Origin of the sequence: Corallococcus caeni (assembly GCF_036245865.1) — a bacterium.
Classification (GTDB): domain Bacteria; phylum Myxococcota; class Myxococcia; order Myxococcales; family Myxococcaceae; genus Corallococcus; species Corallococcus caeni.
The window spans coordinates 324,171-348,112 of sequence record NZ_BTTW01000001.1 but is presented as its reverse complement, the minus strand read 5'-3'; the positions used below and the strand labels follow the sequence as shown (position 1 = coordinate 348,112).

General features: G+C 71.3%; 20 protein-coding genes. 9 read left to right on the top strand and 11 right to left on the bottom strand.

Translation table 11 applies throughout. The annotated features are described in order from the left end of the window. Positions 1-760 precede the first annotated feature (760 nt). Positions 761-2,368, bottom strand: coding sequence for a molecular chaperone DnaK (gene dnaK / locus AABA78_RS01425; RefSeq protein ID WP_338261299.1), 1,608 nt, complete (start codon positions 2,366-2,368; stop codon positions 761-763). Between the two features lie 214 nt (positions 2,369-2,582). Here dnaK and AABA78_RS01420 point away from each other — a divergent pair, with 214 nt between their 5' ends. Beyond that, entirely contained in the window at positions 2,583-3,416 is an 834-nt protein-coding gene (locus AABA78_RS01420) for a class II glutamine amidotransferase (protein ID WP_338261296.1), read from the top strand. A gap of 7 nt (positions 3,417-3,423) precedes the next feature. Here the strand turns inward: AABA78_RS01420 and mrtX are convergent, their stop codons facing one another. The 3 genes from mrtX to polX are packed head-to-tail and all read right to left on the bottom strand — an operon-like array spanning position 3,424 to position 6,537. Then, positions 3,424-4,149 carry a myxosortase MrtX gene (gene mrtX, locus AABA78_RS01415; RefSeq protein WP_338261295.1) on the bottom strand — a complete coding sequence of 242 codons (726 nt, stop codon included), beginning with the start codon at positions 4,147-4,149 and terminating at the stop codon, positions 3,424-3,426. Further along, positions 4,146-4,757: an MXAN_2756 family trypsin-like serine endoprotease gene (locus AABA78_RS01410; RefSeq protein WP_338261294.1), complete on the bottom strand. Its 612-nt coding sequence runs from the start codon at positions 4,755-4,757 to the stop codon at positions 4,146-4,148. Before AABA78_RS01410 ends, mrtX begins: the two co-directional genes overlap by 4 nt. A gap of 19 nt (positions 4,758-4,776) precedes the next feature. Continuing rightward, a complete protein-coding gene (polX, locus tag AABA78_RS01405; RefSeq protein WP_338261293.1) occupies positions 4,777-6,537 on the bottom strand; it encodes a DNA polymerase/3'-5' exonuclease PolX in 1,761 nt (586 codons plus the stop codon). 66 nt (positions 6,538-6,603) lie between these two features. Here polX and AABA78_RS01400 point away from each other — a divergent pair, with 66 nt between their 5' ends. The 7 genes from AABA78_RS01400 (at position 6,604) to eutB (ending at position 15,600) form a co-directional block, all read left to right on the top strand. Beyond that, complete coding sequence (locus tag AABA78_RS01400) at positions 6,604-6,918, top strand: Rieske (2Fe-2S) protein (protein WP_171416198.1); 315 nt, start codon at positions 6,604-6,606, stop codon at positions 6,916-6,918. 252 nt (positions 6,919-7,170) lie between these two features. After that, entirely contained in the window at positions 7,171-7,638 is a 468-nt protein-coding gene (locus AABA78_RS01395; protein WP_171416225.1) for a molybdenum cofactor synthesis domain-containing protein, read from the top strand. Positions 7,639-7,696: 58 nt separating this feature from the next. Next, positions 7,697-8,626 (top strand): TIGR02757 family protein, encoded by a 930-nt coding sequence (locus AABA78_RS01390; protein ID WP_338261291.1) that lies wholly within the window; start codon positions 7,697-7,699, stop codon positions 8,624-8,626. Between the two features lie 77 nt (positions 8,627-8,703). Beyond that, on the top strand, positions 8,704-10,659 hold the full coding sequence (locus AABA78_RS01385) for an ATP-binding protein (RefSeq protein ID WP_338261290.1): 1,956 nt from the start codon (positions 8,704-8,706) through the stop codon (positions 10,657-10,659). After that, positions 10,656-11,810, top strand: coding sequence for a hypothetical protein (locus AABA78_RS01380; protein ID WP_338261289.1), 1,155 nt, complete (start codon positions 10,656-10,658; stop codon positions 11,808-11,810). Before AABA78_RS01385 ends, AABA78_RS01380 begins: the two co-directional genes overlap by 4 nt. 53 nt (positions 11,811-11,863) lie before the next feature. Then, on the top strand, positions 11,864-13,237 hold the full coding sequence (locus AABA78_RS01375; protein WP_338261288.1) for a hypothetical protein: 1,374 nt from the start codon (positions 11,864-11,866) through the stop codon (positions 13,235-13,237). Positions 13,238-13,362: 125 nt separating this feature from the next. Then, complete coding sequence (gene eutB / locus AABA78_RS01370) at positions 13,363-15,600, top strand: ethanolamine ammonia-lyase subunit EutB (RefSeq protein WP_338261286.1); 2,238 nt, start codon at positions 13,363-13,365, stop codon at positions 15,598-15,600. Here eutB and AABA78_RS01365 read toward each other — a convergent pair. The 6 genes from AABA78_RS01365 to AABA78_RS01340 all read right to left on the bottom strand — a co-directional run bounded on the left by AABA78_RS01365 (position 15,597) and on the right by AABA78_RS01340 (position 21,377). Then, positions 15,597-15,848 carry a hypothetical protein gene (locus tag AABA78_RS01365; RefSeq protein ID WP_338261284.1) on the bottom strand — a complete coding sequence of 84 codons (252 nt, stop codon included), beginning with the start codon at positions 15,846-15,848 and terminating at the stop codon, positions 15,597-15,599. The genes eutB and AABA78_RS01365 overlap by 4 nt on opposite strands. A gap of 55 nt (positions 15,849-15,903) precedes the next feature. After that, positions 15,904-16,161, bottom strand: a complete 258-nt coding sequence (locus AABA78_RS01360; protein ID WP_171416210.1) for a hypothetical protein — start codon at positions 16,159-16,161, stop codon at positions 15,904-15,906. A gap of 112 nt (positions 16,162-16,273) precedes the next feature. Then, a complete protein-coding gene (locus AABA78_RS01355) occupies positions 16,274-17,761 on the bottom strand; it encodes a phytoene desaturase family protein (protein WP_338261281.1) in 1,488 nt (495 codons plus the stop codon). A gap of 191 nt (positions 17,762-17,952) precedes the next feature. Beyond that, complete coding sequence (locus AABA78_RS01350) at positions 17,953-18,708, bottom strand: energy transducer TonB (protein ID WP_338261279.1); 756 nt, start codon at positions 18,706-18,708, stop codon at positions 17,953-17,955. Positions 18,709-18,825: 117 nt separating this feature from the next. Continuing rightward, positions 18,826-19,551, bottom strand: coding sequence for a response regulator transcription factor (locus tag AABA78_RS01345; RefSeq protein ID WP_338261278.1), 726 nt, complete (start codon positions 19,549-19,551; stop codon positions 18,826-18,828). Beyond that, on the bottom strand, positions 19,548-21,377 hold the full coding sequence (locus tag AABA78_RS01340; protein WP_338261277.1) for a sensor histidine kinase: 1,830 nt from the start codon (positions 21,375-21,377) through the stop codon (positions 19,548-19,550). Before AABA78_RS01340 ends, AABA78_RS01345 begins: the two co-directional genes overlap by 4 nt. A gap of 116 nt (positions 21,378-21,493) precedes the next feature. Here AABA78_RS01340 and AABA78_RS01335 point away from each other — a divergent pair, with 116 nt between their 5' ends. Continuing rightward, the gene (locus AABA78_RS01335; protein ID WP_338261276.1) at positions 21,494-22,795 is read left to right on the top strand and encodes a hypothetical protein; all 1,302 of its coding nucleotides are present in this window, start codon (positions 21,494-21,496) and stop codon (positions 22,793-22,795) included. A 25-nt stretch (positions 22,796-22,820) separates the two neighbouring features. On the opposite strand, the gene lplA is transcribed toward AABA78_RS01335, so the two are convergent. Beyond that, the gene (gene lplA, locus AABA78_RS01330) at positions 22,821-23,849 is read right to left on the bottom strand and encodes a lipoate--protein ligase (RefSeq protein WP_338261275.1); all 1,029 of its coding nucleotides are present in this window, start codon (positions 23,847-23,849) and stop codon (positions 22,821-22,823) included. Positions 23,850-23,942: the final 93 nt, after the last annotated feature.

Here is a 23,942-nt window from a genome sequence, read left to right as displayed (position 1 = left end):
GTGCGCTGCCCGGAGGTGTCCCACGAGGCGCGGCCCCCACGGACGCGAGGCCCGTGGGCGTTGGACGCGGGGGCGCTCCACTCGCGGGCGCAACGGATGGAACACCACTGGGCGACGCAGGCTGTGACGTCGCCGGAGGCACGGGCGGAACGCCACTCGCCGAAGGACCCGGGGCTGCCGCCGGAGGAACCGAGGGAACCTGACCCGAAGCTGGCCGTGTTGCCGCCGGAGGAACCGAGGGAACCTGACCCGAAGCTGGCCGTGTTGCCGCCGGAGGAACCGAAGGAACCTGACCCGAGGCAGGCCGTGCTGCCGCTGGAGCCACCGACGGCACCTGACCCGAGGCAGGCCGTGCCGCCGCTGGAGCCACCGAGGGAACCTGACCCGACGCTGGCCGTGCCGCCGCCGGAGGAACCGAGGGAACCTGACCCGACGCAGGCCGTGCCACCGCCGGAGCCACCGAAGGGACCTGACCCGACGCAGGCCGTGCCGCCGGAGCCACCGACGGCACCTGACCGGACGCGGGCCGTGCCGTGGCCGGAGCCAGCGGGGGCGTGACGGGGGGCGGAGTGGCTCGCGCGGCCGGTGCCGTCCCCGGGGGCGGCGGGGCCGCGGCGGGGGGCCGGGGCGCCGTGGGCGGGACGGACGGGGGCACGGAGGCCGTCACCCGGGGCAGCGCCGGACGCGCGGGGGCCGCTGGCGCGGCGGGCCCTGGCGGTGCGCCAGAGTTCGGATCGGAAGGCTCGGACATCGGCGGTGCCTAGTTGGCCACGGCGGGCAGGTCGCTGCTGTTGTGGCCCGCGAGCCGCGTGTTGCGGTTCGACTGGATCGACTGCTGGATGTCCGCCTCCGTCATGCCGGACGACAGCGTGATGGACGTGGACGTCTTCTGGCCCGTCTCCACGTCGCACGCGGACACGTTCACCAGACCGTCCGTGTTGATCTCGAACGTCACCTCGATCTTCACCTCGCCGCGATACCCGATGCGAAAGCCCGAGAACTCGAACTCGCCCAGCATCTCGCACTCCTCGGCGCGGTTGGACTCACCCTGGTACACGCGGATCTTCACCTTCTCCTGCCCGTCGCGGCTGGTGGTGAAGGTCTTCGACCGGTCAATGGGCACCGGCGTGTTCTTGTCGATGATCTTCTCCGTGTACCCGCCCACGGTTCCAATCCGCAGCGTCAGCGGCGTGACGTCCACCAGGAACGTCTCCGTCTTGCTGTCCAAAAGCGCGTGCGACTGGAGCGCGGCGCCCATGGCCACGACCTGATCCGGGTTGATGCCCTCCAGCGGCTCCTTCTGGAAGTAGTGCTTCACCGAGTTGCGGATGATGGGCAGCCGCGTGGGCCCGCCCACCAGGATGACCGCGTCGATGTCCGCCGCCGTCAGCCGCGCGCTCTGCAGCGCCTCGTCGCAGACCTTGAACGTGCGCTGCACCAGGTCCATCACCATCCGGTTGAACTGGTCCTGGTTGAGCGTGTTGCGCAGGTCCATCACGTTGCCGTTGGCGTCCTGGCAGATGCCCTGGCAGAGGATCTCCGCGGTGCCGAACTGGCCCACGTCGATCTTCGCCTTCTCCGCCGCGTCCTTCAGCATCTGCAGGCAGTACTTGTTCTGCCGCAGGTCCAACCGCGTGCGGTTGAGGAAGTCGTCCGCCATCCACGTCATGATGCGGTCGTCGAAGTCGTCGCCGCCCAGGTACGTGTCGCCCGCCGTCGCGAGCACCTCGAAGACGTCCTTGCCAATCTCCAGGATGGAAACGTCGAACGTGCCGCCGCCCAGGTCGTAGACGACGACGCGCTGGTTGACGTCCCGGCCAAAGCCATACGCGAGCGCCGCCGCCGTGGGCTCGTTGAGGATGCGCAGCACCTCCAGCCCGGCGATGCGGCCCGCGTCCTTCGTCGCCTGGCGCTGGTTGTCGTTGAAGTACGCCGGGACGGTGATGACCGCCTTCGTCACCTCGCGGCCCAGGTACGTCTCCGCGACGGCCTTCATCTCCTTGAGCACCAGCGCGGAGATCTCCGGCAGCGAATAGCTGCGCTCCCGCACGCCGATGCGCACCGAGTTGTTGTCGCCCTCGACGATGCGGTACGGCATCACCGCCTGCGCCTTCTTCACCTCGTCGGAGAAGTAGTACCGGCCGATGAGCCGCTTGGCCGAGTACACCGTGTTCTCGGGGCTGGTGATGATGTTCTTCTTCGCCGCGTTGCCCACCAGCACGGACCCTTCCTCCAGGAAGGACACGCACGAGGCATGGGTCGTCTCGCCCCACTCGTTGGGGATGACCGTGGGCTGGCCCTCGTGGACGACGGACACGCACGAATACGAGGTGCCCAGGTCGATGCCGATTGCGATGTCGTCCGCCATTCCGTCTCCGGTGAAGACCTGCACCCCGGCCCCTCTGGCCAGAGGGCAGTCGGGAAGCGCCCGGAGGTTAGGCGCCACGCTGTGAGGTGTCAATTCAATGACTGATTAAACGCCAGCCATTTCAAGGGCTTAGCGCCAGAGCAGGGGAGCGGCTGGGCGGCGCTGAACGCAGGGTCCGTGGACCTTATCCCTTGGGGTGAAGGGGGGAGTCACCATGTCCGCCATCCTCGCCGCCCTGTCGTCGGACCCGAACCTGCTGCGGTGCGAGCTGCAGCGGCTGACCCGACAGGTCGTCCTCCGTCCGGAGCCCCGGGCCAACGCCCTGGGGGTGGGCTCCTATGCCCAGGAGGAGGTGCTGCTGCGGCGCCTGGCGCCGGACCGGGACATCACGCTGGAGGACCTGGGGCCTCCCCACGAATCGGAGGCTGTGCTCTTCCACGCGGGCCGGCTGCCGCTCGGCCTGTCGCCCGAGGAGAACACCCAGCCCTTCCGGGCCCGCCACTGGTTGTTCGCCCACCAGGGGCCGCTGCCGGACTTCGAGCCCCTGCGCGCCCCCCTCCTGTCACGCGTGCCGGAGCACCTCCTGCGGCAGGTGCGGGGCCCCACCGACAGTGAGATCCTCTTCGCCCTGTTCCTCACGCGCCTGCGCGAGCTGGGGCGCACGGATGATCCGCGCCTGGAGCCTGGCGTCGCCGGCCGCGTGCTGCGCGACATGGTGCGCGAGGTGGAGGCCGCGCTCGTCCAGGCGGGACAGGTGCGCACGCCGCCGCTCAACCTGGTGGCCACCAACGGCACCGTGCTGCTCGCCACCCGCCGAGGCGAGGCCCCGCTGTACTACACGCGCCTGGAGGGCAGCGTGGAGTGCGCCCCCTGCGGCGTGGACGCGACCACGCCGGAGACGCACCCGGAGGTGAGCGCGCACCGCCGCCGCCGCACGGTGGTGGTGGCCAGCCACGTCACGCGCACGCAGGGTTGGGTGGAGCTGCCGCAGGGCATGACGCTGGTGGTGGGCGCGGACCTCCAGGTCCAGCACCTGCAGCCGGCCTGAAGGCCCGCTACGAACCGCCGAAGAAGGAGACCTCCAGGAAGCGCACGTAGAGGTTGCAGGCGGCGTGGAAGAGGGCGCAGCCGACGATGGTGCCGGTGCGCTCGCGCATCCATCCGAAGAGGAGCGCGGGGAAGAACACCGCCAGCCGCCACGTCTGGAAGATGGCCAGGTGGCCCAGCGCGAAGAGGAGCGCCGTCACCCAGAAGGCGCGTCCCAGCCGCGCGCCCAGCACCACGCGTCCCTGGGGCCACGCGTCGCGCAGGCGGGCCTGGAGGTAGCCCCGGTAGAAGAACTCCTCCGGCAGGGCCACGACGAAGAGCTGATCAATCACCCACTCGCCGAAGCGCGGGGGCAGGCGCGGCTGGAAGTGGCCCTCGCCGATGATGGGCGTCAGGTGCTGCGCGAGCCCGGGGGGCAGGTGCGGCACCACCTGCACGAAGCCCGCGAAGCCCACGAAGAACAGCGGCCCCACGATGACGGACAGGATGAGGAACAGCCGCACGTCCTGCTTCCACGCGCGCAGGCTGAGGCCATAGTCGCGGTAGTCCTCGTCGCGCCAGCGCATGGGGATGAGCGGCAGGTAGAGGAAGCCCACCGTGGCCACCAGCTTGGGCACGCTCGTGCCGCCGGCGATGACGAACGACACGACGATGCCCAAAAAGCCCAGCGCCCAGAGGCCCACGGCCTCCTGCACCGCGCTCAGCCGGAACGGCGGCCCCGGGGGACGGCTCATGGCGCGTCCGCCGACGCGAGCTCCGCCTTCACCGCGGACAGGGGGAGGGCGCGCGCGCCGCGGCCCCGGCGCTCGACGACGACGCCGACGAGCCGGCCGTCCCCGTCATAGAGCGGGCTGCCCGGCACGAGCGTGAGGTCCACGTCGAAGAACGGCGCGGGCGCGGCCTTCGCCAGCGTGGCCTTGGGTGTGTCCCGCTGGCCCTTCTTGCGCGCGGGCATGACGCCCACCACCCAGCGGCCCGCGAGCCCCTCCGGCACCAGCCGCACCGGCGCGGCGGGCCACGCGCCCTGGGGGCCCGCCACCACCGCGACCTGGAGGACGGTGCTGGAGAGCACCACGCGCGCCGTCAGGGCATTGCCCGCGTGCTCCACCTGGGCGGACTCCGGGCCCACCAGCGACACGGCGGTGAGCACCTGGCCATCCGCGCCCACGATGATGCCGGGGCCCGCGTGCTGGGGGCCCCGCACGCGCACCGACGAGCGGGCGTGCAGCTCCAGCACGCGCTGGAGGTCGGCGCGCGACGGACGGGCCTCCGCGCCGGCCCGCGCGGGCAGGGCCAGGAGGAAAGAGAGGAGGGCGGGGATGAGGACGAGCGGGCGGAACATCTTCGCGCCCGCGAGCCTATCAGCGCTCCCGCAGGGCGGCGAGGAAGCTCTCCGCGGACCGGGTGTTGAGGATGTCCTTCTTCCTCGCCCAGCCCCGGCGCGCCGTGGCCACCGCGTAGGCCAGGTTCTTCAGGTCCTCCTGACGGTGCGCGTCGCAGCTCACCACCAGCTTCACCCCGAGTTCCACGGCCTGACGGACGTACTCGGCCTTGAGGTCCAGGCGCGCCGGCTTGCCGTTGATCTCCACCGCGACGCCGCGCTCGCGGGCGCGCTCCAGCACCTCCTCCATGCGCAGCGCGTACGGCTCGCGGCTCTGGATGAGGCGGCCGGTGGGGTGTCCCAGGATGTGCAGGTGCGGGTTGTCCAGCGCGGCCAGCACCCGGCGCGTCATCTGGTCCTCATCCATGGAGTGGCGCACGTGGATGGAGGCGATGACGACCTCCAGCTGCTCCAGCACGCTGTCCGCGTAGTCCAGCGCCCCCGACTCCAGGATGTCCACCTCGATGCCCTTGAGCAGCCGCACCCCGGGCACCGCCGCGTTCACGCGGTCGATCTCCTCCCACTGCCGCTTGAGGTCGTCCACCTTCAGGCCGCCCGCGTGGATGGCCGCCTCGCTGTGCTCGGTGATGGTGAGGTACTTGAGCCCCAGCGCCTGCGCCGCGCGCGCCATCTCCTCCAGCGTGTTGCGGCCGTCGGACCAGGTGCTGTGCGCGTGCACCGCGCCCTGCACGTCCTCCAGCGTCACCAGGTCCACCGGCAGCTTGCCGGCCTTCGCCGCCTCCACCTCGCCGTTGTCCTCGCGCAGCTCCGGCGGCACCTCCTGCATGTCCAGCAGCCGGTACAGCGTCGCCTCGTCGGGGACGGGGAGCTTGGTGCCGTCCTCTCGGTGCACGCCCCACTCGGAAATCTTGAGGCCCTTCTCATGGCCCAGGTTGCGCAGCCGGATGTGGTGCGCCTTGGAGCCGGTGAAGTGGTGCAGCGCGGTGGCGAAGTCCTCGTCCGGCAGCACGCGCAGGTCCACCTGGAGGTCGCCCTGCACCATGCGCACGGAGCACTTGCTGTCGCCCTTGCCAATCACCGTGGCCACGCCCGGCGCGTTCGCGAGCGCGTCCAGCACCGGCCCCGCGTCCGGCGCGGAGGCGATGAGGTCCACGTCGGACACCGTCTCCGCGCGCCGGCGCACGCTGCCGCCCAGGCTCGCGCGCACCACGCCCGGGGCCTGGCGGATCCGCTCCAGCAGTCCTTCGGCGATGGGCAGCGCGTCGCCCAGCAGCTTCCGCTCGCCGCGTGCGCGCCGGTACACCGCGATGCCGTCCAGGAGCTTCGCCTCGCTCTTGGCGCCGAAGCCCTTGAGCTCCCGCACGCGGCCGTCGCGGCAGGCGCGCTCCAGGTCCTCGATGCTGCCCACCTGGAGCTCGCTCCACAGGGCCGCCACCTTCTTCGGGCCCACGTCCGGCAGCTTCATCAGGTCCAGCAGGCCGGCGGGGAACCGGGCCTTGAGCTCCTCGAAGGCGCTCATGCGGCCGGTCGTCACCAGCTCGGTGAGCTTGTCGGCGAGCCCCGGGCCGATGCCCTGGAGCTCCTGCAGGCGGCCCTGGGTGACGACGGCGCCCAGCTCCTGCGGCAGGTTCGCGATGCGGTCGGCGGCGATGTCGTAGGCGCGGACGCGAAAGCCGCTCTGCCCCTGGAGCTGGAGCAACAGGGACATGTCACGGAGGACCTGGGCGACGGCCGCCTTGTCGGTGAGCACGGCGGTGGAGGGTGTCACGTCGGGAGTCACGGTCGGGAAATTAATGCCGGGGGAACGGGGGTGCAGGCCCGGACATGTTGTGGGAAAAGGAACGCAATGACGAAGATCAAGCTGGGACCCGCGGACTTCGCCGAGAGGGAGATGCGGGGCTACGAAGTGGGCAAGCGCAACGTCTGCATCGCGAAGATCCACGGCCGCTACAAGGGCCTCGATGACTGGTGCAACCACGCCGGGTGCCTGCTGTCGGGCGGGCGCATCGAGGACAACATGGTCGTGTGCCCCTGCCACGAGGTCGGCTTCGACATGGACACGGGCGCCAACGCCACCTCCCCCGGCGTCTGTGATGACCAGCCGACGGTGCAGCTCACGGTCGAGGACGGAAACCTCGTCGTCGACCTTCCCGACGCCTGACCTTCGCACCGCCACCTTCCGCCTTCAGGAGCGTCCACCATGGGACACGACGGACACGATCACGACCACGACCACGACCACGGTCACGGCCATCACCACCACGGGCATCCGCACGACCACGGTCACGGCCACTCGCACGACCACGACCACGGTCATGGCCACTCGCACGACCACGACCACTCGCACGGCCATGACCACGGGCATTCGCACGAGGGCTCGGCGGTGGCGGCGGAGCACAAGTCGCGCGCGCCGGTGCATGTCAGCGCGTACGTGGTGACGTGCTCGGACAGCCGGGACGAGGCGCACGACGGCAGCGGGAAGGACCTGCGCGAGGGCCTGGCCGCCGCGGGGCACACCGTCGCCGGGCACACGGTGGTGAAGGATGATCCGGAGGCCATCCGGGGCGCACTCGCGCAGGCGCAGGCGGCGGGGGCCCGCGCGGTGCTCTTCACGGGCGGCACCGGCATTGGCCGGCGCGACTGCACGGTGGAGACGCTGCGCGCGCTCTTCGAGAAGGAGCTGCCCGGCTTCGGCGAGCTGTTCCGGATGCTGTCGTACCAGCGCATCGGCAGCCCCGCGATGATGTCGCGCGCCACGGCGGGCACGTACCAGGGGATGATCCTCTTCGCGCTGCCGGGCTCGCCGCAGGCCGTGAAGCTGGCGCTGGACGCGCTCATCCTCCCGGAGCTGGGCCACGCGGTGCGCGAGCTCACGCGTTAGACCTGGAAGGACGCGGCGCTCCCGCCGCGTTCCTACCGACCACGTGGGAGTCCGCGAGATGAAGAAGCGCCGTGTCGCGCACACAGGGTTGAGCAGCCAGGCCGCCGAGCGCCTGCGCCCCCGCCTGGATGCCTTCCTGGCCTCCACCGACGCGAAGGCACGCATCGGGTTCGACCCGGTGGAGTTCCCCCACCGCTACACGGATCCGCGCGACGTGGAGGTCAGCGCGCTGCTCGCGGCGGCGCTGGCGTACGGGCGCGCGGACCTCTTCCGCCCGAAGGTGGACGCACTCCTGAAGCAGATGGGCCCGTCGCCCGCGGCCTTCGTGCGCGCGCTCGACGTAGCGGGCGCGAAGGCGCTGCTCACGGGCTTCGTGTACCGCTTCAACGTGGGCACCGACCTCGCGGTGCTGCTGCTGGGCATGGGCCGCGCGCTGCGCGAGCACGGCAGCCTGGAGGCCCTGTTCGTCCAGGGCTGGAAGGCGAGCGGCACGCTCCACGGAGCGCTCGCGGCCTTCACCGCCGCGCTGCGGGACGTGCCCATGGAAGCGCTCCGCAAGGCGATGGGACCGGAGCGGGGCCTGCACCACCTCTTGCCCTCGCCGCTGGGGCCGGGCGCGGCGAAGCGCCTCAACCTGTACCTGCGCTGGATGGTGCGCGGGCCGGACGCGGTGGACTTCGGCATCTGGAAGCAGGTGCCCGCGTCAGCACTGCTGGTCCCATTGGACACGCACATCGGACGGATGGCGCTCCACCTGGGGCTCACGAAGCGCACGGACCTCACCTGGCGCACGGCGGAGGAGGTGACGGCGTCGCTGCGGGCGCTCGACCCGGAAGACCCCGTCCGCTACGACTTTGCTTTGTGCCACTACGGCATGAGCGGCGCGTGCCCGGCGAAGACGGTGCCCCAGCATTGCGCGCGGTGTGCGCTCCTACCTTCCTGCAAGGTAGGCCCCCGCGCCGTGGCACGAAGTTCCGTGCAAATCTGAGTCCCACTGGACCCGGAAATGGGCTACGGGCAGTCCGCGAGACCCCGCGTTGACGGGTTGGTGTAGTCAAGGCTGCAATGCGGCCGGGCAACGCGGGCGGAATGATCCCGTGGTGCGCGAGGAGCGACGCGGTGCACGCAATGCTGGTGGCGGTCCCAGCCACGGTGGCCCAGGACGTGGAGCGCGACCTTTGCGCCACGGCCGAAGGGCGCGCGTGCCGCGTGATCCGCGTCGATTCCCCGCCGGAGCCGCTGCCCGAGGGGCTCCTCGTCCTGTGGGACCACGGCGGCCCGCTGGAGGCCGTGAAGGCGCGCTGCCAGTGGGCTCACGCGCGGCGGTTGCCGACGCGCACGTGGCTGGTGGTGCTGACGACGCGCGACGGTGAAGAGGCGGAGGCGCTGATCAGCGCGGGCGCGGACGAGTGCGTGGCCCCGCCCGGCACGCGCTGGGGCGCGCGGCTGGTGTCGCTCCAGCGCAGGTCCTCGGACGGTGACGCACAGGCGCTGCGGCGTGCTCGCGACATGTTCCAGGGCGCGCTGGATGCGGTGCCGGAGCCGCTGTTCATCAAGGACCGCGAGCACCGGCTGGTGGCGATGAACGGCGCCTACTGCCGCCTGCTGGATCAATCCGCCGAAGCGCTGCGCGGCACCATCACCTCGCCGCAGGTGCCGCCGCATGAAGCGGAGGCGTCGTGGCGCCAGGACGAGCGCGCCTTCACCACCGGGCAGACGGTGGAGGACGAGGGCTCCTTCACCGACTCCAAGGGCCGCTCGCGCGAGGTGCTCACGCAGCGGGCCGCGTACGCGCTGCCCAACGGCGAGCGCTTCCTGGTGGGGCTGGTGCGCGACGTGACCGAGCGCACCCGCCTGGAGGCGCAGCGGCGGCTGGCGGAGCGGATGACGTCTGTGGGCACGCTGGCCGCGGGCGTCGCGCATGAGATCAACAACCCGCTCTCCTATGTGACGTCCAACCTGGCCTACCTCTGGGAGCGGGTGGCCCAGCCGGTGGTGCCGGTGCCGACCGAGCAGTTGGAGGAGCTGCGGCAGGTGGTGGCCGAGGCGCTGGAGGGCGCGGGGCGGGTGCGCTCCATCGTGCGCGACCTGCGGACGTTCTCGCGCACGGAGGAGGAGCAGCACGGGCCGGTGGACGTGCGGCGCGCGGTGGAGGGCGCGGTCAAGCTGATGCGCGACGAGCTCCAGCACCGCGCGCGCCTGACGTGCGAGCTGGAGCCCGTTGCGGCGGTGCACGGCAACGAGGGCCGGCTGGCCCAGGTCGTCACGCATCTGCTGATGAACGCGCTCCAGTCCTTTGGCGAGCGGCCTCCGGAGCAGAACCAGCTGCGGCTGCGCCTGCGTCCGGGCCGCGAGGGCCACGTGCTCATCGAGGTGGAGGACAACGGGACCGGGATGCCCGCGGAGGTGCGCCAGCGCATCTTCGATCCGTTCTACACCACCCGCTCGCCCAAGGGCGGCACGGGCCTGGGCCTGTCCATCTGCCTCACGCTGGTGCACGCGATGGGCGGCCACATCGAGGTCGCCAGCGAGCAGGGCCAGGGCAGCCTCTTCCGCGTGGAGCTTCCGGCGCTCTCGTTGCCGCCCGAAGCCCTCCGGCCCCCGCAGCCGGTGGCGGCTCCGGTGGAGGAGTCCGCGCAGGCGGCGCGCGCGACGCGCAACCTGCGCAGGCTGCTGCTCATCGACGACGAGCCGGCGGTGGGCAGCGCGGTGAGCCGGCTGTTGCGCAACCTCTACGACGTGCACGTCATCCAGGACGCGCGCGAGGCGCTGCGGCGGCTGTCGCACGGCGAGAAGTTCGACGCCATCCTCTGCGACCTGATGATGCCGGGCATGAGCGGCATGGACTTCCTGGTGGAACTGGAGCGGCTGGCGCCGGAGCTGGCGCCGCGCACCGGCCTGATGACGGGCGGGGTGAACCCGCAGGCCCGTGAGTTCGTGGGCCGCCGCGCGCGGGAGCTGCTGGAGAAGCCCTTCGAGCGCGACCAGCTGTGCACCTTCGTCGAAACCCTGATGCAATGAAGCGCCGGACGCGCTGGACGCTGGGGGCCGTGCTGGCGGCCCTGCTGCTCGCGGTCGTGCTCTGGGTGCCGCCCGAACTCCGAGGGCTGTCCTTCGTGCTGCGCGCGGCGGGCCTGCACGGCGCCGTGGTGGATGCCCTGGCCCGCCACGGCACCGGGGCCTTCACCGTCACGGACCTGAGCGTTCCCACGCGGCACGGGCCGGTGCGCGGGCGGCTCTACCAACCGGATCAACGCAAGGGCCGGCTCATCGTGCTCACGTCCGGCGTGCACGCGGCGGGCATCGACGAGCCCCGGCTGGTGAAGCTGGCGGAGGACCTGGCCATGGGCGGACGGCCGGTGCTCACGCCGGAGCCCCCGGACCTGCTGCGCTACCAGATCACGCCGCGCCTGCCGGACGTCATCGAGGACACGGCCCGCTGGGCGCTGGGCCCTGGAGCGCTGGCGCCCGAGGGAGAGGTGGACCTCTTCGGCATCAGCTTCTCCGGAGGCCTGTCCGTCGTCGCTGCTGGCCGCCCCGCGCTGCGCGACAAGGTGGCCGCGGTGTTGTCCTTCGGGGGGCACGGCGAGCTGTCTCGCGTGCTGTCCTTCCTGTGCACGGGCGTGCAGGCGGACGGGGTGCACCGCAGGCCGCATGACTACGGCGTGGTGGTCATCCTGCTGAACGTCGCGGACCGGCTGGTGCCACCGGAGCAGGTGGAGGCGCTGCGCAAGGGCGTCCTGACGTTCATGCACGCGTCGCACCTGACGCTCGTGGACTCGAAGCAGGCAGAGGCCGCGTTCGCGCAGGCGCGCGCGATGGAGGCCACGCTGCCGGAGCCCGCCGCCACGCTGCTGCATCAGGTGAACACGCGCGACGTGGCCGCGCTGGGGCCCCGGTTGCTGCCCTTCGTGAAGGGCTTCGCCGGAGACCCGTCGCTGTCGCCGGAGCGCTCTCCCGCGCCCCGGGCACCGGTGTACCTGCTGCACGGGACGGACGACTCCGTCATCCCCGCCATCGAGTCCACGCTCCTGGCGCGCGCGCTGGAGCCGTACACGCGGGTGCACCTGCGGCCCACGCCGCTGATCACCCACGCGGAGATGGACCGGCGGTCCAGCGCGCTGGAGGCGCTGAAGCTGGTGCACTTCTGGTCGGCCCTCCTCGGCGAGTAGTTCGCCATCGCGCGACTTGACGTGCGGGGCCGTGAGCGGATGCCATGGCGGGCATGTCCGTGTCCCTCGTGGTGTCGTTCGGGCTGGGTTGGCTGCTGGCGGCCGCGCCTTCCATCGTCCCGTGCAAGCCGGACACCGCCGATTGGACGGCCGCGAAGGAGGAGCTGGCCGCGTTCGACGCGCGGATGGAGGCGCTCCCGGAGGACGGCGACGTGAAGGAGGCGCGGACGGGCCTCATGCTGCTGCTGAGCCACCGCTGCTTCGGCATCGCTCGTCAGGAGGAGACGCGGGAGCCGCTGAGCTGGGACGAGGAGCACGTCGTCCCCGCGCTCGCGTTGAAGACGTGGTGGCGTGATGGAGGCAAGGCGTACTTCGAGTCCCAATTGGAGCTGGGCGGTGCCGGGGCGCGGACTATCGTGATTCCCCCGGACCTTCGCGACGTGCTGGCGCGTGAGGCTTCGCCGAAGCATCGGCTGGCGCCCCTGTTGTGCCCCGTGAAGGCCGGTGCGTGCGGTGCGGAGACGGAAGCCTGGCGCGCGCGGGCTGAGAAGGCCTTCCGGCTGGAGAACCGCCGCCCCGGGACGTTCGACGCGGATCCGCCGCCTCCGCCCGACTGCATGAAGGAAGCCCGGAAGCAGCCCTCCCGGCTTCGGTACAAGGCATGGCGAGGATGCCTCGCGATCAACCCGAAGGCGCGGAATGTCCAGGCGGTGCTGCCGCTGGGCCGCATCCGCGTGCCGGTGGACGGCTGGCTGGTGATCCGTGGCCGCCGGGGGCACTACGGCTTCTGTGATCAGCTCGACGCCTACCACCTGGCAACGGGGACCGCGTACCGCTCGCGCAGTTGCTCCAACCTGGCGTTGATGCCCGACGGCAAGGTGGACGCGGCCGGAACAGATGCCGCACGCCGGTCCGGAGTGAGGGTGGGGCGCGTGGCCCCGGAGCGGCTCCGCGAGCTGACGTGGATGTTGCTGCTGGAGCCCGAGGTGAAAGACGAGGTGCAGGTGGAGGCCCTGCGCATCCCGGTGCCGAAGGGCCTCCGCGTCGAATGGCCCGCGACGGATGAAAGCCTCCTGGGTGGCGTCGCGGGAGGGGTCTTCGGAGGCTCCACGGCGCAGACGGTCCTGAGCTGGAACTGGTTCCCTCCCGGAGGCGCGGAGCTCGTATCGGGCCGGTTCACGTTTCCCGATTCGTGGGCTCCCGGCGAGGACCACGCGAACGTGCTCATGAACGAAGCGGAGGCGACGTTCCAGGAAGGCTGCCCGGCGGCGCCCGTCCCCGTCCGGGAGCTCGACTTCACGCGCGAGCCCGGCGTCAACAAGCTCGATGCACCGGAAGGTGTGTCGCGGGTGCAGGACGCGCGGGTGGACGCGTTGCTTACCTGGAAGCCTCCCGCAGGCTGCGTGCCGGGCCGGGACGGTGGGTGAGTTTTCAGCGCGCAAACGATTGCAACTCCAAGCATCGTGGTGAGCAAGCATCCGGGCGTTGCACAGGTGACAACGCCCTCGGGGGATGGTGGCGCGACGGCGCCGCCGGTTAAACCTCTCGGCCCATGAGCGTCTGTCTCGCCGACGTCCTCCCCCACGAAGATGTCTTCGACTACGTGCAGCGCCTGTCGGGCGGCTTCGACGCGCGCCTGTATCAGCAGGTCCTTGGCGCGGCGAACGCGTTCAAGGAAGGCGACGCGGCCATCGGTGTCGCGGCGGCGGACGAGGCGTCGCGGGAGAAGGCGCGGACGCTGCTGTCGCGCACGCAGCTGGACGACGTGCACGCGCATCCTCCGTTCGAGGACCGGCTGCACATCTTCAACCTGGAGGCGTGGGACTCCGCGCGCTGGAAGCGGGTGGCGGACTGGACGCTGGGCCGGCTCAAGGACTTCCTGCTCACCGCGCCCGAGTCACAGGTGCACGCCGTCATCGACGGGCTCCCCAGCGACGTCATCGCGTGCGTCGTGAAGCTGATGACCGACGCGGAGCTGAAGGCGGTGGGTGGGCGCATCTTCCATCCGCTGCCGGGCAGCCGCGTGGGCGCGAAGGGCTACCTGGGCGCGCGGTTGCAGCCCAACTCGCCCACGGATCATCCGGACGACATCCGCTGGCAGGTCTTCAACGGGTGGTCCTTCGCGGTGGGCGACGTGGTGCTGGGCACCAACCCGGTGTCGTCGGACGTGGCGTCGGTGGCCGCGGTGGAGTCCGCGCTGCACGACGTGCTGACGACGTTCGGGCTGGAGGAGGTGATGCCCCACTGCGTGCTCGCGCACATCGACGTGCAGGCGCAGGTGGAGGCGCTGCGTCCGGGCACCACGGGCATCTGGTTCCAGAGCCTGGGTGGGAACGAGGCGGCCAACCGCACCTTCGACGTGACGCTGGAGAAGATGGTGGCGCACGCGGCGGCGCGCACCGGGCCGTGGGGTCTGTACTTCGAGACGGGGCAGGGCGCGGACGCGACGAACGGGCATCACCACGGCACGGACATGCTCATCCATGAGTCGCGCAAGTACGGCTTCGCGCGGGCCCTGAAGCGCCGGGTGGCCATCGCGCAGGCGGGCTCGGGGCGCGAGGCGGCGCCGTGGGTGCACGTCAACGACGTGGCGGGCTTCATCGGGCCGGAGGTGTTCCGCACGCGCGAACAGCTGGTGCGCTGCTGCCTGGAAGACATCGTGATGGGCAAGTTGCACGGGCTCACGCTGGGCCTGGACGTCTGCTCCACGCTGCACATGGACGTGACGCTGGATGACCTGGGCTGGTGCCAGGAGCAGCTCGCGGAGGCCGGGCCCGCGTACCTGATGGCGCTGCCCACGCGGAATGATCCGATGCTCAGCTACCTCACGACGTCCTTCCAGGACCACGTGCGGCTGCGCGAGCGGTACGGCCTGAAGGTGGATGACCGGATGTGGGCGTTCTTCCAGCGCCTGGGCGTCATCGACGCCGACGGGCGGCCCACGAAGCACTTCGGAGACCCCGCGCACGTCTACGTGCACTATCGCCGGGCCAAGGGCGACACGCGGACGGAGGCGGAGCTGCGCGTGGAGGCGGAGGCGCAGATGGCCCAGGTGCGCGCCCGGAGCGTGCCGCTGGCGGTGGGGCACGGCAAGGAGACCTGGACGCTGGAGCCGTCGCTGGAGAAGGACCTGCGGCAGTTGTACGAGGACGCCAAGGTGGGGCTGTGGTCGGAGCTGTCCGACGCGGCGGTGGAGGCCCTGCCGGGCGCGGTGCGCCTGCGGACGTGCTCCGAGGACCGGCGCGACTACATCCTGCATCCGCCGTCCGGCGAGTCGCTGGACACGGCATCGGAAGCCACGGTGCGCGCGCTGCGCGACCGGCACGGCGGACGGTGGGACGCGCAGCTCGTCATCTCGGATGGTCTGGATCCGCGCTCGCTGATGGACGAGGGTCACCTGGCGCCGTTCCTGGCGCGGCTGCGCGCGGAGCTGGACGCGACGGGCTGGAGGGTGGCGCCGGAGGTGCTGGTGGTGAAGCACGGCCGGGTGCGCGCGGGCTACCAGGTGGGCCGCCTGCTGTTCGGCGCGGAAGGGGACCCGCGTCCGCGCGCCCTGGTGCATGTGATTGGCGAGCGCCCCGGCTCCGGGCACCACGCCTTCTCCGCGTACCTCACCGCGCCGGACGCGGACACCTGGGCGAAGCCGGGCGCGGTGGACCACGACCGCACCCGGCTCATCGCCGGCATCTCCGACACCAGCGTCAGGCCAGAGGACGCCGCCGTGGAGGCTGCGCGGATCCTTGGCGAGACGCGGACTTCAATCACTCCCCTGGTGTCAGGTGTGGCCTAGCAGCTGGTGTTCTCCCAGTAGCTCGTGGACACCTGGCCCCAGTTCACCCAGCTTCCGCAGTAGCACCCGCGCTGACCGACGATGATCGAGTGGTTCGCGTCGTTGAAGTACGTGATCATGTTGTCGGTGTTCATGCAGTCCGGGAGCGCCGACTCCTGTGAGGCCAGGTTCGACTCCTCCTCCTGCTCCATGGGACCGCCACAGCCGACCGCCATCGCCAACAGACCGCCAATCAGGAACCTACGCATGTGTTCTCCGTGAGGGGGAAAGACAGGTTCTGTTTGTGTTTGAGCGCGGGCCGGCTCAGCACTCCTGGATGTACTCCGAGTAGACCGACCGGCCGCCCCAGTAGTAGAGCCCGCCGCAATAGCATCCATACTCACCGATGAGCTGGGTGTGCGCGGCGTCGCTGTAGTACCGGTACAGGTTCGCGTTCGGCTCGTTGGAGCAGTCGGGGAGCGGCGCCTTCTGAGAGGCCAGGTCCGCCGGCTCCTCCTGCTCCATGGGACCGCCACAGCCCACCGCCATCGCCAGCAGACCACCGAGAATGATTGACCGCATGTGTCCTCCTTGAGGGGGACGCGAATGATATGCGGTCCACGACCGCGCCAGAACCTGCTAGCGCGGATTCCAGTCGAGCGGTGGATAAAGGGTTGAGTTGTAACGCGATGATTCAGCGCACCGCGGCGATGCTCGCGGCGGTGCGCACGCCGCCCACCGCGGTGGCGAGCGTGCTCTGGCCCGGGAACACGGAGTCCCCCACGAGCCACAGCCCGCGCTGGGCCTGGAAAGGTCCCAGGATGCGGTAGTTGTCCAAGCCTGCGCGCCGGGGCACGCCGCCCACCGCGCCCGACTCCCGCAGCGTGAAGCGCTGGAATGTGCGGGGGGACCCCGTCATGACGTGCACGACGTTGGCCGTCCACTCGGGGAGCAGCGCGTCCAGGTTCTCGCGCATCCGCGCGTGGAGCCCGGTGAAGTAGGGCGCCTGTTCCTCAGGCGTCATGCCCGCGACCTTCTTCAGCGGCACGTGCGTGGACACCGTCACGGTGCGCTGGCCCGGCCGCGCGCGCCCTTCGTCCGCCGCTCCGCTCACGGAGGCGAAGAGGTGGTTTCCCTCGATGAAGGGCGCCTGCTCATCGCGCACCATGTCGAAGTGGTGCGCGCCGCCGGAGTCACCTTCGGGTGGCCGCACCACCAGGTACAGCATCGCCGCGCCCCAGCCGCCGTCCACGCGCTTCGCCAGCGCATCCAGCTTGGGGACCTGGCCCATCCGCGCATCCAGCAGCGTTCGCAGCCCGTGAGGCAACACGTTGGCCACCACGTGCCGGGCGAGCAGCTCTCCCCTGCGCGCCGTCACCTTCCAGCCTCCGTCCACGGGCGTCACCGCGCGCACCCGGTTCGCCAGGAGCACGTCGCCGCCCCGGTCCGTGATGGCCTTCGTCAGCGCCGTCGCCAGCCGACCGATGCCGCCCCGGACATGGCCCGTGCCGCGCCAGTAGTAGTCCATCGCCGCGAACGCGAACGGCGTCTCCGCCTCCGCGGCAGAGCACTGCACGGTGATCTGACAGAGCGCATCCAGGTACGTGCGCAGCGGCGTGAAGCCCTCCAGCCCGTGCTGAGCGAGCACCGCGCCCAGGGGCCGGCCCAGCCACCGCATCAGCGGCGCGTAGGACCCCACGCGCCCCGCGTGGCGCAGCAGGGTCTTCAGGCTCAAGGGTGGCAGCAGGTCCGGGTCATCGAACAGCGGCCACAGCGCACCGGCCACCTGGGCTTGCAACGCGAAGAAGCGCCGCACGCCCTGCACGGGCGCCCCGGGCAGCGCGCAGATCTCAGCGATGAGTCGTTCGCGGTCGCGGTGCACCGGCAGCCGCATCCCCGGGGCTCGCAGCTCCACCAGGGGATCCAACCAGTCCACCGTCACGTCCAGCGCGTGCTCGCGGATCCACCGGGCGAAGAGCTGGTGCTCGCCGAAGCCGGAGAAGAGCGTGGCGCCGGACTCGAAGGCGTAGCCGCCGCGCCGGAAGGTGCTCGCGCAGCCACCCGGGTAGTTGAGCCCTTCGCACAGCGCCACCCGGGCGCCCCGGCGACACAACTCCAAGGCGGTGCCCAGGCCACCGAAGCCCGCACCCACCACCACCGCGTCGTACCAGGTGTCCGCCATCGCGCTTGAAAAGGGACCGGCACCGGAAGCGGGCCGGGGGAGGCCCGCTCCTTCCGGTGCCGGTATCGCGCACATGGCCAGGCGCGACGGGACTTTCCTAACGGGCCCGCACTTCCGCCGCGATTCTTTTCCCTTCCCGCGGGGGAGCCGGGCGTCCGGGCGCTTTCACTGGCGGACACCCGGACCCGCCGCTAGGGCATCTTCAGCTTGATGTTGAACGTGTACGACACGTTCACCGGGCGGCCCTGGAAGGTGAGGGGCTGATACGTGCGCGAGTAGAGCGACTCCAGCACCGCGTCATCCATGAACGGCAGGCCCTTGATGATGCGGCAGTCGCGCACCCGGCCCTCCGTGGTGATGACGCACTTCGCGATGATCATCCCTTCGACACCCGCGCGCCGCGCCTCGAGCGTGTAGCTGAACTGTGAACCGCTCAGCATCCGGGGCGGCGTCATCCCGCCCTGGAAGGGCAGCACGTCCGTGCCGGTAGGGGCGGCCGTGATCACCGGCACACCCACGACGCCGATGGGGCTGTCGCTGTCCGGATTCCCGTTCGGGTCGCCCACCGGCCCGGACTCGCCCGTGCCCGTCGCATCGGTCGTGCCCGCCGCGTCCGCGACCGTCGTCGGCTCCGGATCCGGCTTCGCCTCCGGCGGGTCCGTGGGCAGCGGCTTCGGGTGGAGCGGGATGCGGTCCGTGCGCGGCTTGGGCTTCGGCGCCGGAGCGGCCGTGGCCGGCTTCGGCTGCGCCGTCTGCTTCACGCCCTTCCGGATGGCGGGCGGGTGGAAGACGATGACCGGATCCGGCTGCTCGATGGTGTCGGGCACGCGTCCGGAGATGAAGAACACCAGGCCCAGGAGCCCCGCGTGCACGCTGATGGACACCCACGCGCCCGTGCCGAACCGTCCCGAGCGCACTCCCCGCCGTTCGATGACCGACTCAAACATCTGACCCGCCTCCTGGTTGGAGCGGACGCTCCAGGCGTCCCGTCCCCACAAGATGCAAGGTACGAAGTCCCGCCAGCCGGAAGGCCGACAGGGCTCCATGTGTCGGTCATGATTTTGTCATGAGGGGCCGCCGCTCGTGACTTCCATGCGGTAGCCCACGCCGCGCAGCGTGTGGATGGTGAAGCCCGACGTGCTCGTCCACCCGAGCTTCTTCTTCAGGTTCGACACGAAGTTGTCCACCGTGCGCGGATCCACCACGACGTCGCGGCCCCACACCGCGTCCAGGATTTCGCCCCGGGGCAGCGCGCGATCGCGGTGGCGCAGCAGGAATGCCAGCAGGTCGAACTCCGTGCGCGTCAGGTCCACCTCGCCGCCGTCCGCCCGCAGCACCGCGCGGCGGCCCAGGTCCAGCGTGAAGGCGCCAAAGGTCAGCACCTGCGGCGGCGCCGTGCCCGCCCGGCGCACCAGCGCCTGCACGCGCGCGAGCAGCTCGCGCAGGCGGTAGGGCTTGGTGAGGTAGTCCTGCGCGCCGGCCTCGAAGCCGCGCACCAGGTCGTCCTCCAGCGAGCGCGCGGTGAGCATCAGCACCATGCTCTTCACGCCCTCCGCGCGCAGGCGGCGGCAGAAGCTGTAGCCGTCTTCGCCCGGCAGCATCACGTCCAGGATGAGCAGGTCGAACGCGCGCGACTGCAGGTGCGGCGCGGCGTCCTTCGCGGACGGGGCGTCCGTCACGTCGTAGCCCTCGTCGCGCAGGTTGTCGCGCAGGCCCATGCGCAGGTTCGCGTCGTCCTCGACGATGAGGATGGAGGGGCGGGTGGAGGGGGGCGTCGTCTGCGTCGTCATCGGCGCGTCTCGGGAAAGGTCAGGGCGAAGGTCGTGCCTTCAGGGCCGGAGGAGGCCACCTGGATGCTGCCCTGGTGCAGGCCCATGATTCTGCGGCACAGCGCCAGCCCCAGGCCACTTCCATGCACCTCCGGCCCGGGGGTTGTCAGCCGGTAGAAGTCCTGGAACACCCGCTCCCATTCCTCCTGGGGGATGCCCACGCCGTTGTCGCTGAAGAGCACCGTGGCGCCAAAGCCCGGCTGCGGATAGGCGCGCACGGTCAGCACCACGGGGCTGCGCTGGTTGTAGAGGCAGGCGTTGCGGCCCAGGTTGGCGAAGAGCATCCGGACGAGCGACGCGTCCGCGTCCAGCTCCACGTCGGCCACCTCCGAGCGGATCTCCACCGGCACGGTGACGGCGTCCTGCAGGTCCTCGCGCAGCGTGCCCACCGCCTCCTCCAGCCGCACGTGCGCGGGCCTCAGCGCCCACCGCCCCTTGTCGATGCGGTTGAAGGACAGGATGTTCTCCACCAGGAAGTGCAGGCCCTCCGCCGCTCGCACGATGCGGGTGGGGTAGTCCCCGGCCTCCGGGCTCTGGCCCAGCCGGCGCTCCAGCGTCTCCCCCAAGAGGCGGATGGACGCGAGCGGCGTGCGCAGCTCGTGCGACACGGTGGAGACGAAGTCGCTCTTGAGCTCCACGAAGCGGTACTTGCGCTGCTGGGCCACCACCGCCAGCGCCGCGATGGCCGCCGCGAGCGCGCCGCACGCCGCGACCAGCAGCGTCTTCAGGCCGTAGCGGGCCTCGATGTCGGCTTCCGCCGCGGCCCATCCGGGCGTGGCCACCTCCAGCCCCGGATGCTTCAGGGGCCGCGCCACGCCGCCGGGCCCCAGCCGCACCTGGCCGTCCTTGGGGATGAGGTTGCGCCCGCGCAGCTCCTGGGTCAGGTCCTCGAGCAGCGCGGACATGTCCACGGCCAGCCCGTGCACCTGCTCGGCCGCGGGCTCCACGTACCACTGCTCGGCCAGCAGCGTGGGGCCGTCCAGCGGCTCCGGCAGCACCAGCGCGCCCGCGCCGGCCTCCTGCACACGCGCGACGAAGGCGTCATGGGGCTCCACCAGCGCTTGGCTCAGCGCCACGATGCGCGCCTGGAGGAAGTCGAAGTCCGGCCGCGTGAGCTGGGGCCGGGCACGCAGCAGGTTGCGCTGCAGGCCCGGGTCCCGCGCCATGCCGCCCAGCTCCTCCGGAAGGCCCTCGCGCACCAGCGCCCGGATGAGCAGCGGCGTGTCCCCTCCGCGCTGGAGGTACTCCACCATGAGCAGGGTGAAGGGCAGCTCCTGATCCGGCGGCAGCGGGTGCGCCGCGTGGTAGCGCAGGAGCGCCTCCACCGCCGCGTCCGTGCGCGCCTCCCTGCCGGAGACCAGGGCGGCCTCCGCCGCGCGCAGCCGCGCGAGCCGCTCCTGGAAGGGCGCCGGCACAGGGCCGTCCTCCAGCGCGTGCGCCAGCAGCGTGTAGGTGGCCTGGGCGGGGACGTCCGTGCCCTCCCGGGGCCAGTCCACGCGCGGCAGGAACTGGTGGCCGCGGAAGAGCAGGTAGTAGCCCTCCGCGGGCAGCAGCGGATCCCCCACGGCCGCGTTGAGCTTCGGCAGGTGGGTCTTCATCCGCTGCGCCAGCGCGGTGCGCAGCGACTCCGCCGCCAGCTGCTCCAGGGCGACGCGCCGCGAGCGCACCTGGGCCCGGGCGTCCTCACGCTCCTGGGTGAAGATGCGCTGGAGGCTCACCAGCCCCCATCCGAGGGCCAGCAGGCCACAACCCAGCGCGAGCAATGTGGGGAGGAGTCGGCGCAGCATTCGCGTCCCGCCGGACTGTAGCAGTGTCGACAGGATTGCGGGCCTGGAGCCTCCAGGGTGAATAAAGTGTGGGTGGCCGGCGTCCCCTCGGGGGTCTGGAGATCGGAGAAGAAGTCATGGGTTCTCGATGGTGGGTTGGTGTGATTGTCGGCCTGGCCACCCAGGGTGCGTTCGCGCAGACCTCGCCGGTCGCCGCGGATGACTGGGGTGATGACGGATACGAGCAGCAGTCCAACGCGGATGACTCCGGGCCCATCGCGCCCTCTCCGCCCCCCGACCTTCCCGCCGAGTCGCCGACCCCTCGGCCCTATGCCGGCGCGGTGTGGACGTCCGGGCACTGGTACTGGGACGGCGACAGCTGGCAGTTCAAGTCCGGCGGCTGGGTGGAGCGCATGCCCGGCTACCAGTACGTCAACGGCTACTGGGCGCAGGACGACGACGTCTGGCGCTGGGTGTCCGGCGGCTGGGCGCGGGAGGGCTCCACCGAGGTGGAGATCCCCGTGGAGGTCGCCAGCGAGGACGTGACGGCCACCCAGGCGCCTCCGGCCCTGCGCGTGGAGGCGCCGCCCCCCGCGCCGGCTCCGGACTACACGTGGGCGCCGGGCTACTGGTACTGGGGCGCCAACGGCTACGAGTGGATCTCCGGCACCTGGATGGAGCCGCCGCGTCCGGGCCTGGTGTTCGTGTCGCCGCACTGGGTGCGCCGCGGGCCGTCGTGGGTGTTCGTGGGCGGCGGCTGGGGCTGGAACGGCTCGGTGCGAGTCATCGTCCCGGTCTACCGCCACGCGCACATCTCGCTGTCCTTCGGCCGCCCGAACTACTTCCTGCGCTCGTGGTACCGCTACCCGGGCGTGTCGTGGCGCTACTACGGCTACGGGCACAGCCGCTACCGCCCGGGCTACCACTACTCCCGCCCGGGGCCGTACCGGTACGGCCCGCGCGCTCATGACGCGTCTCCCGGGCGCTACAACGGCCCGTCCTACGGCGGCCGGGGCAACTACAGCCGTCCCGGTCCCTATCGCCCGCAGGGCGGCGGCCGGAGCCACGCGTCGAACAACGACAACAGCGGCGGCTGGGGCGGCACCCGGAGTCCTCCTCCGGGCGGGCGCGGGTCGAGCGGCGGCTCGCACCAGTCCAGCGGCGGTTGGGGTGGTGATTCCGGCGGCGGCCGTCCGTCGTCGGGCGGCGGTGGGCGCTCCTCGTCCAGCGGCAGCGGCGGTTGGGGCGGCGGCAGCGTCCGTCAGACCAGCGGCGGCTCCTCCAGCAGCCATGGCGGCGGCGGTGGAGGCTGGGGCGGCGGCTCCGGCCGTGGCGGCGGTTCGTCCCACGGCTCCAGCCGCGGCGGCGGGAACGGCGGCGGTTGGAGCGGCGGCTCCGGCGGCGGCCACGGTGGCGGCCACGGCGGTGGCCACCGCTGAGTGAAGTGACGGCGGATGGGCCGGGTCAGACCTCGACCTGGCCCATCAGCCACGTCTCCAGCTCTCCCAGCTCGCGCTCCTGCGAGGGGTGACGGGCGCGGACCTCCGCGACGGCCTGCTGCATCCCGTTGCGGCTGTGGGGCTTGCCGGTGAGCGCCGTCTGCAGGTCCTGCACGAGGTCCGGGTAGAGCGCGTCCGAGAAGACCTGCGCGCGGGTGACGTGTCCGTTCTCCGCGTCGACGTGGACCTCGAAGAAGCCCCACGACAGGTACTCCACCATCTGGTGGCTGAAGCGGGGCGCGTTGCCGAAGCGCCAGTCCCACGACGCGTAGTGCTCGAAGGTGCGCTTGAGCGACGGCTGGCTCTCCAGGAACGAGGGCTCCAGCAGCTGCGGCTCCGCGGTGCCCCCGTGGAAGTCGCAGAAGGCGCCCATCATCGCCTTCACCAGCGCCTCATGAGAGGCCTCCGGCTGGAGGTCGCGGATGTTCATGACGCGCGAGCGCACCGACGCGCTGCCCTTGGACTCCAGCTTCTTCGGGTGCGGCGTGAGGTAGTTGGCCAGCCGCGACAGGTTGGCGTGGATGAGGAACGTGCCGTGGTGGAAGGCGCGGTCCTTCGTCTCGCGGTACGCGCTGCCGCTGATCTTCCGGGGCCCGTCCTCCAGCGGAATCACCAGGTCGTTGCGCCCGGACGCCTGCGCCTTCACGCCCAGCCGCGACAGCGCGTCCAGCAGGATGGTGACGTTCGCCGTCTTGTTGTAGCCCTCCTTCGCGGACAGGAACGTGAAGCAGGTGTTGCCCAGGTCGTGGAACACCGCGCCGCCGCCGCTGGTGCGTCGCGCGAGGAAGACCTTGTCCTCCTCCATGCGCGTGAGGTTGCACTCGGACCATGGGTTCTGGTTGCGGCCGATGACGACGGTGTTGTCGTTGCGCCAGAGGAAGAGCGTCTGGGTGGCGGGGTCCAGCTCGCGGAAGATCCAGTCCTCGGTCGCGAGGTTGAACCAGGGGTTGTAGGTCTCCGACAGGAGGATGCGGACGCGCGGGGCTTGAGACATGGGCGCGGAGCATAACCGGGCTTGTGCGCCGTCCACCGGGAGACATCCCCCGCGTCCCGGGGGCGATGGTTTCGCGAGCCATCCCACCGGAAG

What these genes read in the sequence shown, in the direction of transcription:
- dnaK (WP_338261299.1), bottom strand. Translation starts at nt 2,368, where the DNA reads ATGGCGGACGACATCGCAATCGGCATCGACCTGGGCACCTCGTATTCG.
- AABA78_RS01420 (WP_338261296.1), top strand. Translation starts at nt 2,583, where the DNA reads ATGTCCGCCATCCTCGCCGCCCTGTCGTCGGACCCGAACCTGCTGCGG.
- mrtX (WP_338261295.1), bottom strand. Translation starts at nt 4,149, where the DNA reads ATGAGCCGTCCCCCGGGGCCGCCGTTCCGGCTGAGCGCGGTGCAGGAG.
- AABA78_RS01410 (WP_338261294.1), bottom strand. Translation starts at nt 4,757, where the DNA reads ATGTTCCGCCCGCTCGTCCTCATCCCCGCCCTCCTCTCTTTCCTCCTG.
- AABA78_RS01400 (WP_171416198.1), top strand. Translation starts at nt 6,604, where the DNA reads ATGACGAAGATCAAGCTGGGACCCGCGGACTTCGCCGAGAGGGAGATG.
- AABA78_RS01390 (WP_338261291.1), top strand. Translation starts at nt 7,697, where the DNA reads ATGAAGAAGCGCCGTGTCGCGCACACAGGGTTGAGCAGCCAGGCCGCC.
- AABA78_RS01385 (WP_338261290.1), top strand. Translation starts at nt 8,704, where the DNA reads ATGCGGCCGGGCAACGCGGGCGGAATGATCCCGTGGTGCGCGAGGAGC.
- AABA78_RS01380 (WP_338261289.1), top strand. Translation starts at nt 10,656, where the DNA reads ATGAAGCGCCGGACGCGCTGGACGCTGGGGGCCGTGCTGGCGGCCCTG.
- AABA78_RS01375 (WP_338261288.1), top strand. Translation starts at nt 11,864, where the DNA reads ATGTCCGTGTCCCTCGTGGTGTCGTTCGGGCTGGGTTGGCTGCTGGCG.
- eutB (WP_338261286.1), top strand. Translation starts at nt 13,363, where the DNA reads ATGAGCGTCTGTCTCGCCGACGTCCTCCCCCACGAAGATGTCTTCGAC.
- AABA78_RS01365 (WP_338261284.1), bottom strand. Translation starts at nt 15,848, where the DNA reads ATGCGTAGGTTCCTGATTGGCGGTCTGTTGGCGATGGCGGTCGGCTGT.
- AABA78_RS01360 (WP_171416210.1), bottom strand. Translation starts at nt 16,161, where the DNA reads ATGCGGTCAATCATTCTCGGTGGTCTGCTGGCGATGGCGGTGGGCTGT.
- AABA78_RS01355 (WP_338261281.1), bottom strand. Translation starts at nt 17,761, where the DNA reads ATGGCGGACACCTGGTACGACGCGGTGGTGGTGGGTGCGGGCTTCGGT.
- AABA78_RS01350 (WP_338261279.1), bottom strand. Translation starts at nt 18,708, where the DNA reads ATGTTTGAGTCGGTCATCGAACGGCGGGGAGTGCGCTCGGGACGGTTC.
- AABA78_RS01345 (WP_338261278.1), bottom strand. Translation starts at nt 19,551, where the DNA reads ATGACGACGCAGACGACGCCCCCCTCCACCCGCCCCTCCATCCTCATC.
- AABA78_RS01340 (WP_338261277.1), bottom strand. Translation starts at nt 21,377, where the DNA reads ATGCTGCGCCGACTCCTCCCCACATTGCTCGCGCTGGGTTGTGGCCTG.
- AABA78_RS01335 (WP_338261276.1), top strand. Translation starts at nt 21,494, where the DNA reads ATGGGTTCTCGATGGTGGGTTGGTGTGATTGTCGGCCTGGCCACCCAG.
- lplA (WP_338261275.1), bottom strand. Translation starts at nt 23,849, where the DNA reads ATGTCTCAAGCCCCGCGCGTCCGCATCCTCCTGTCGGAGACCTACAAC.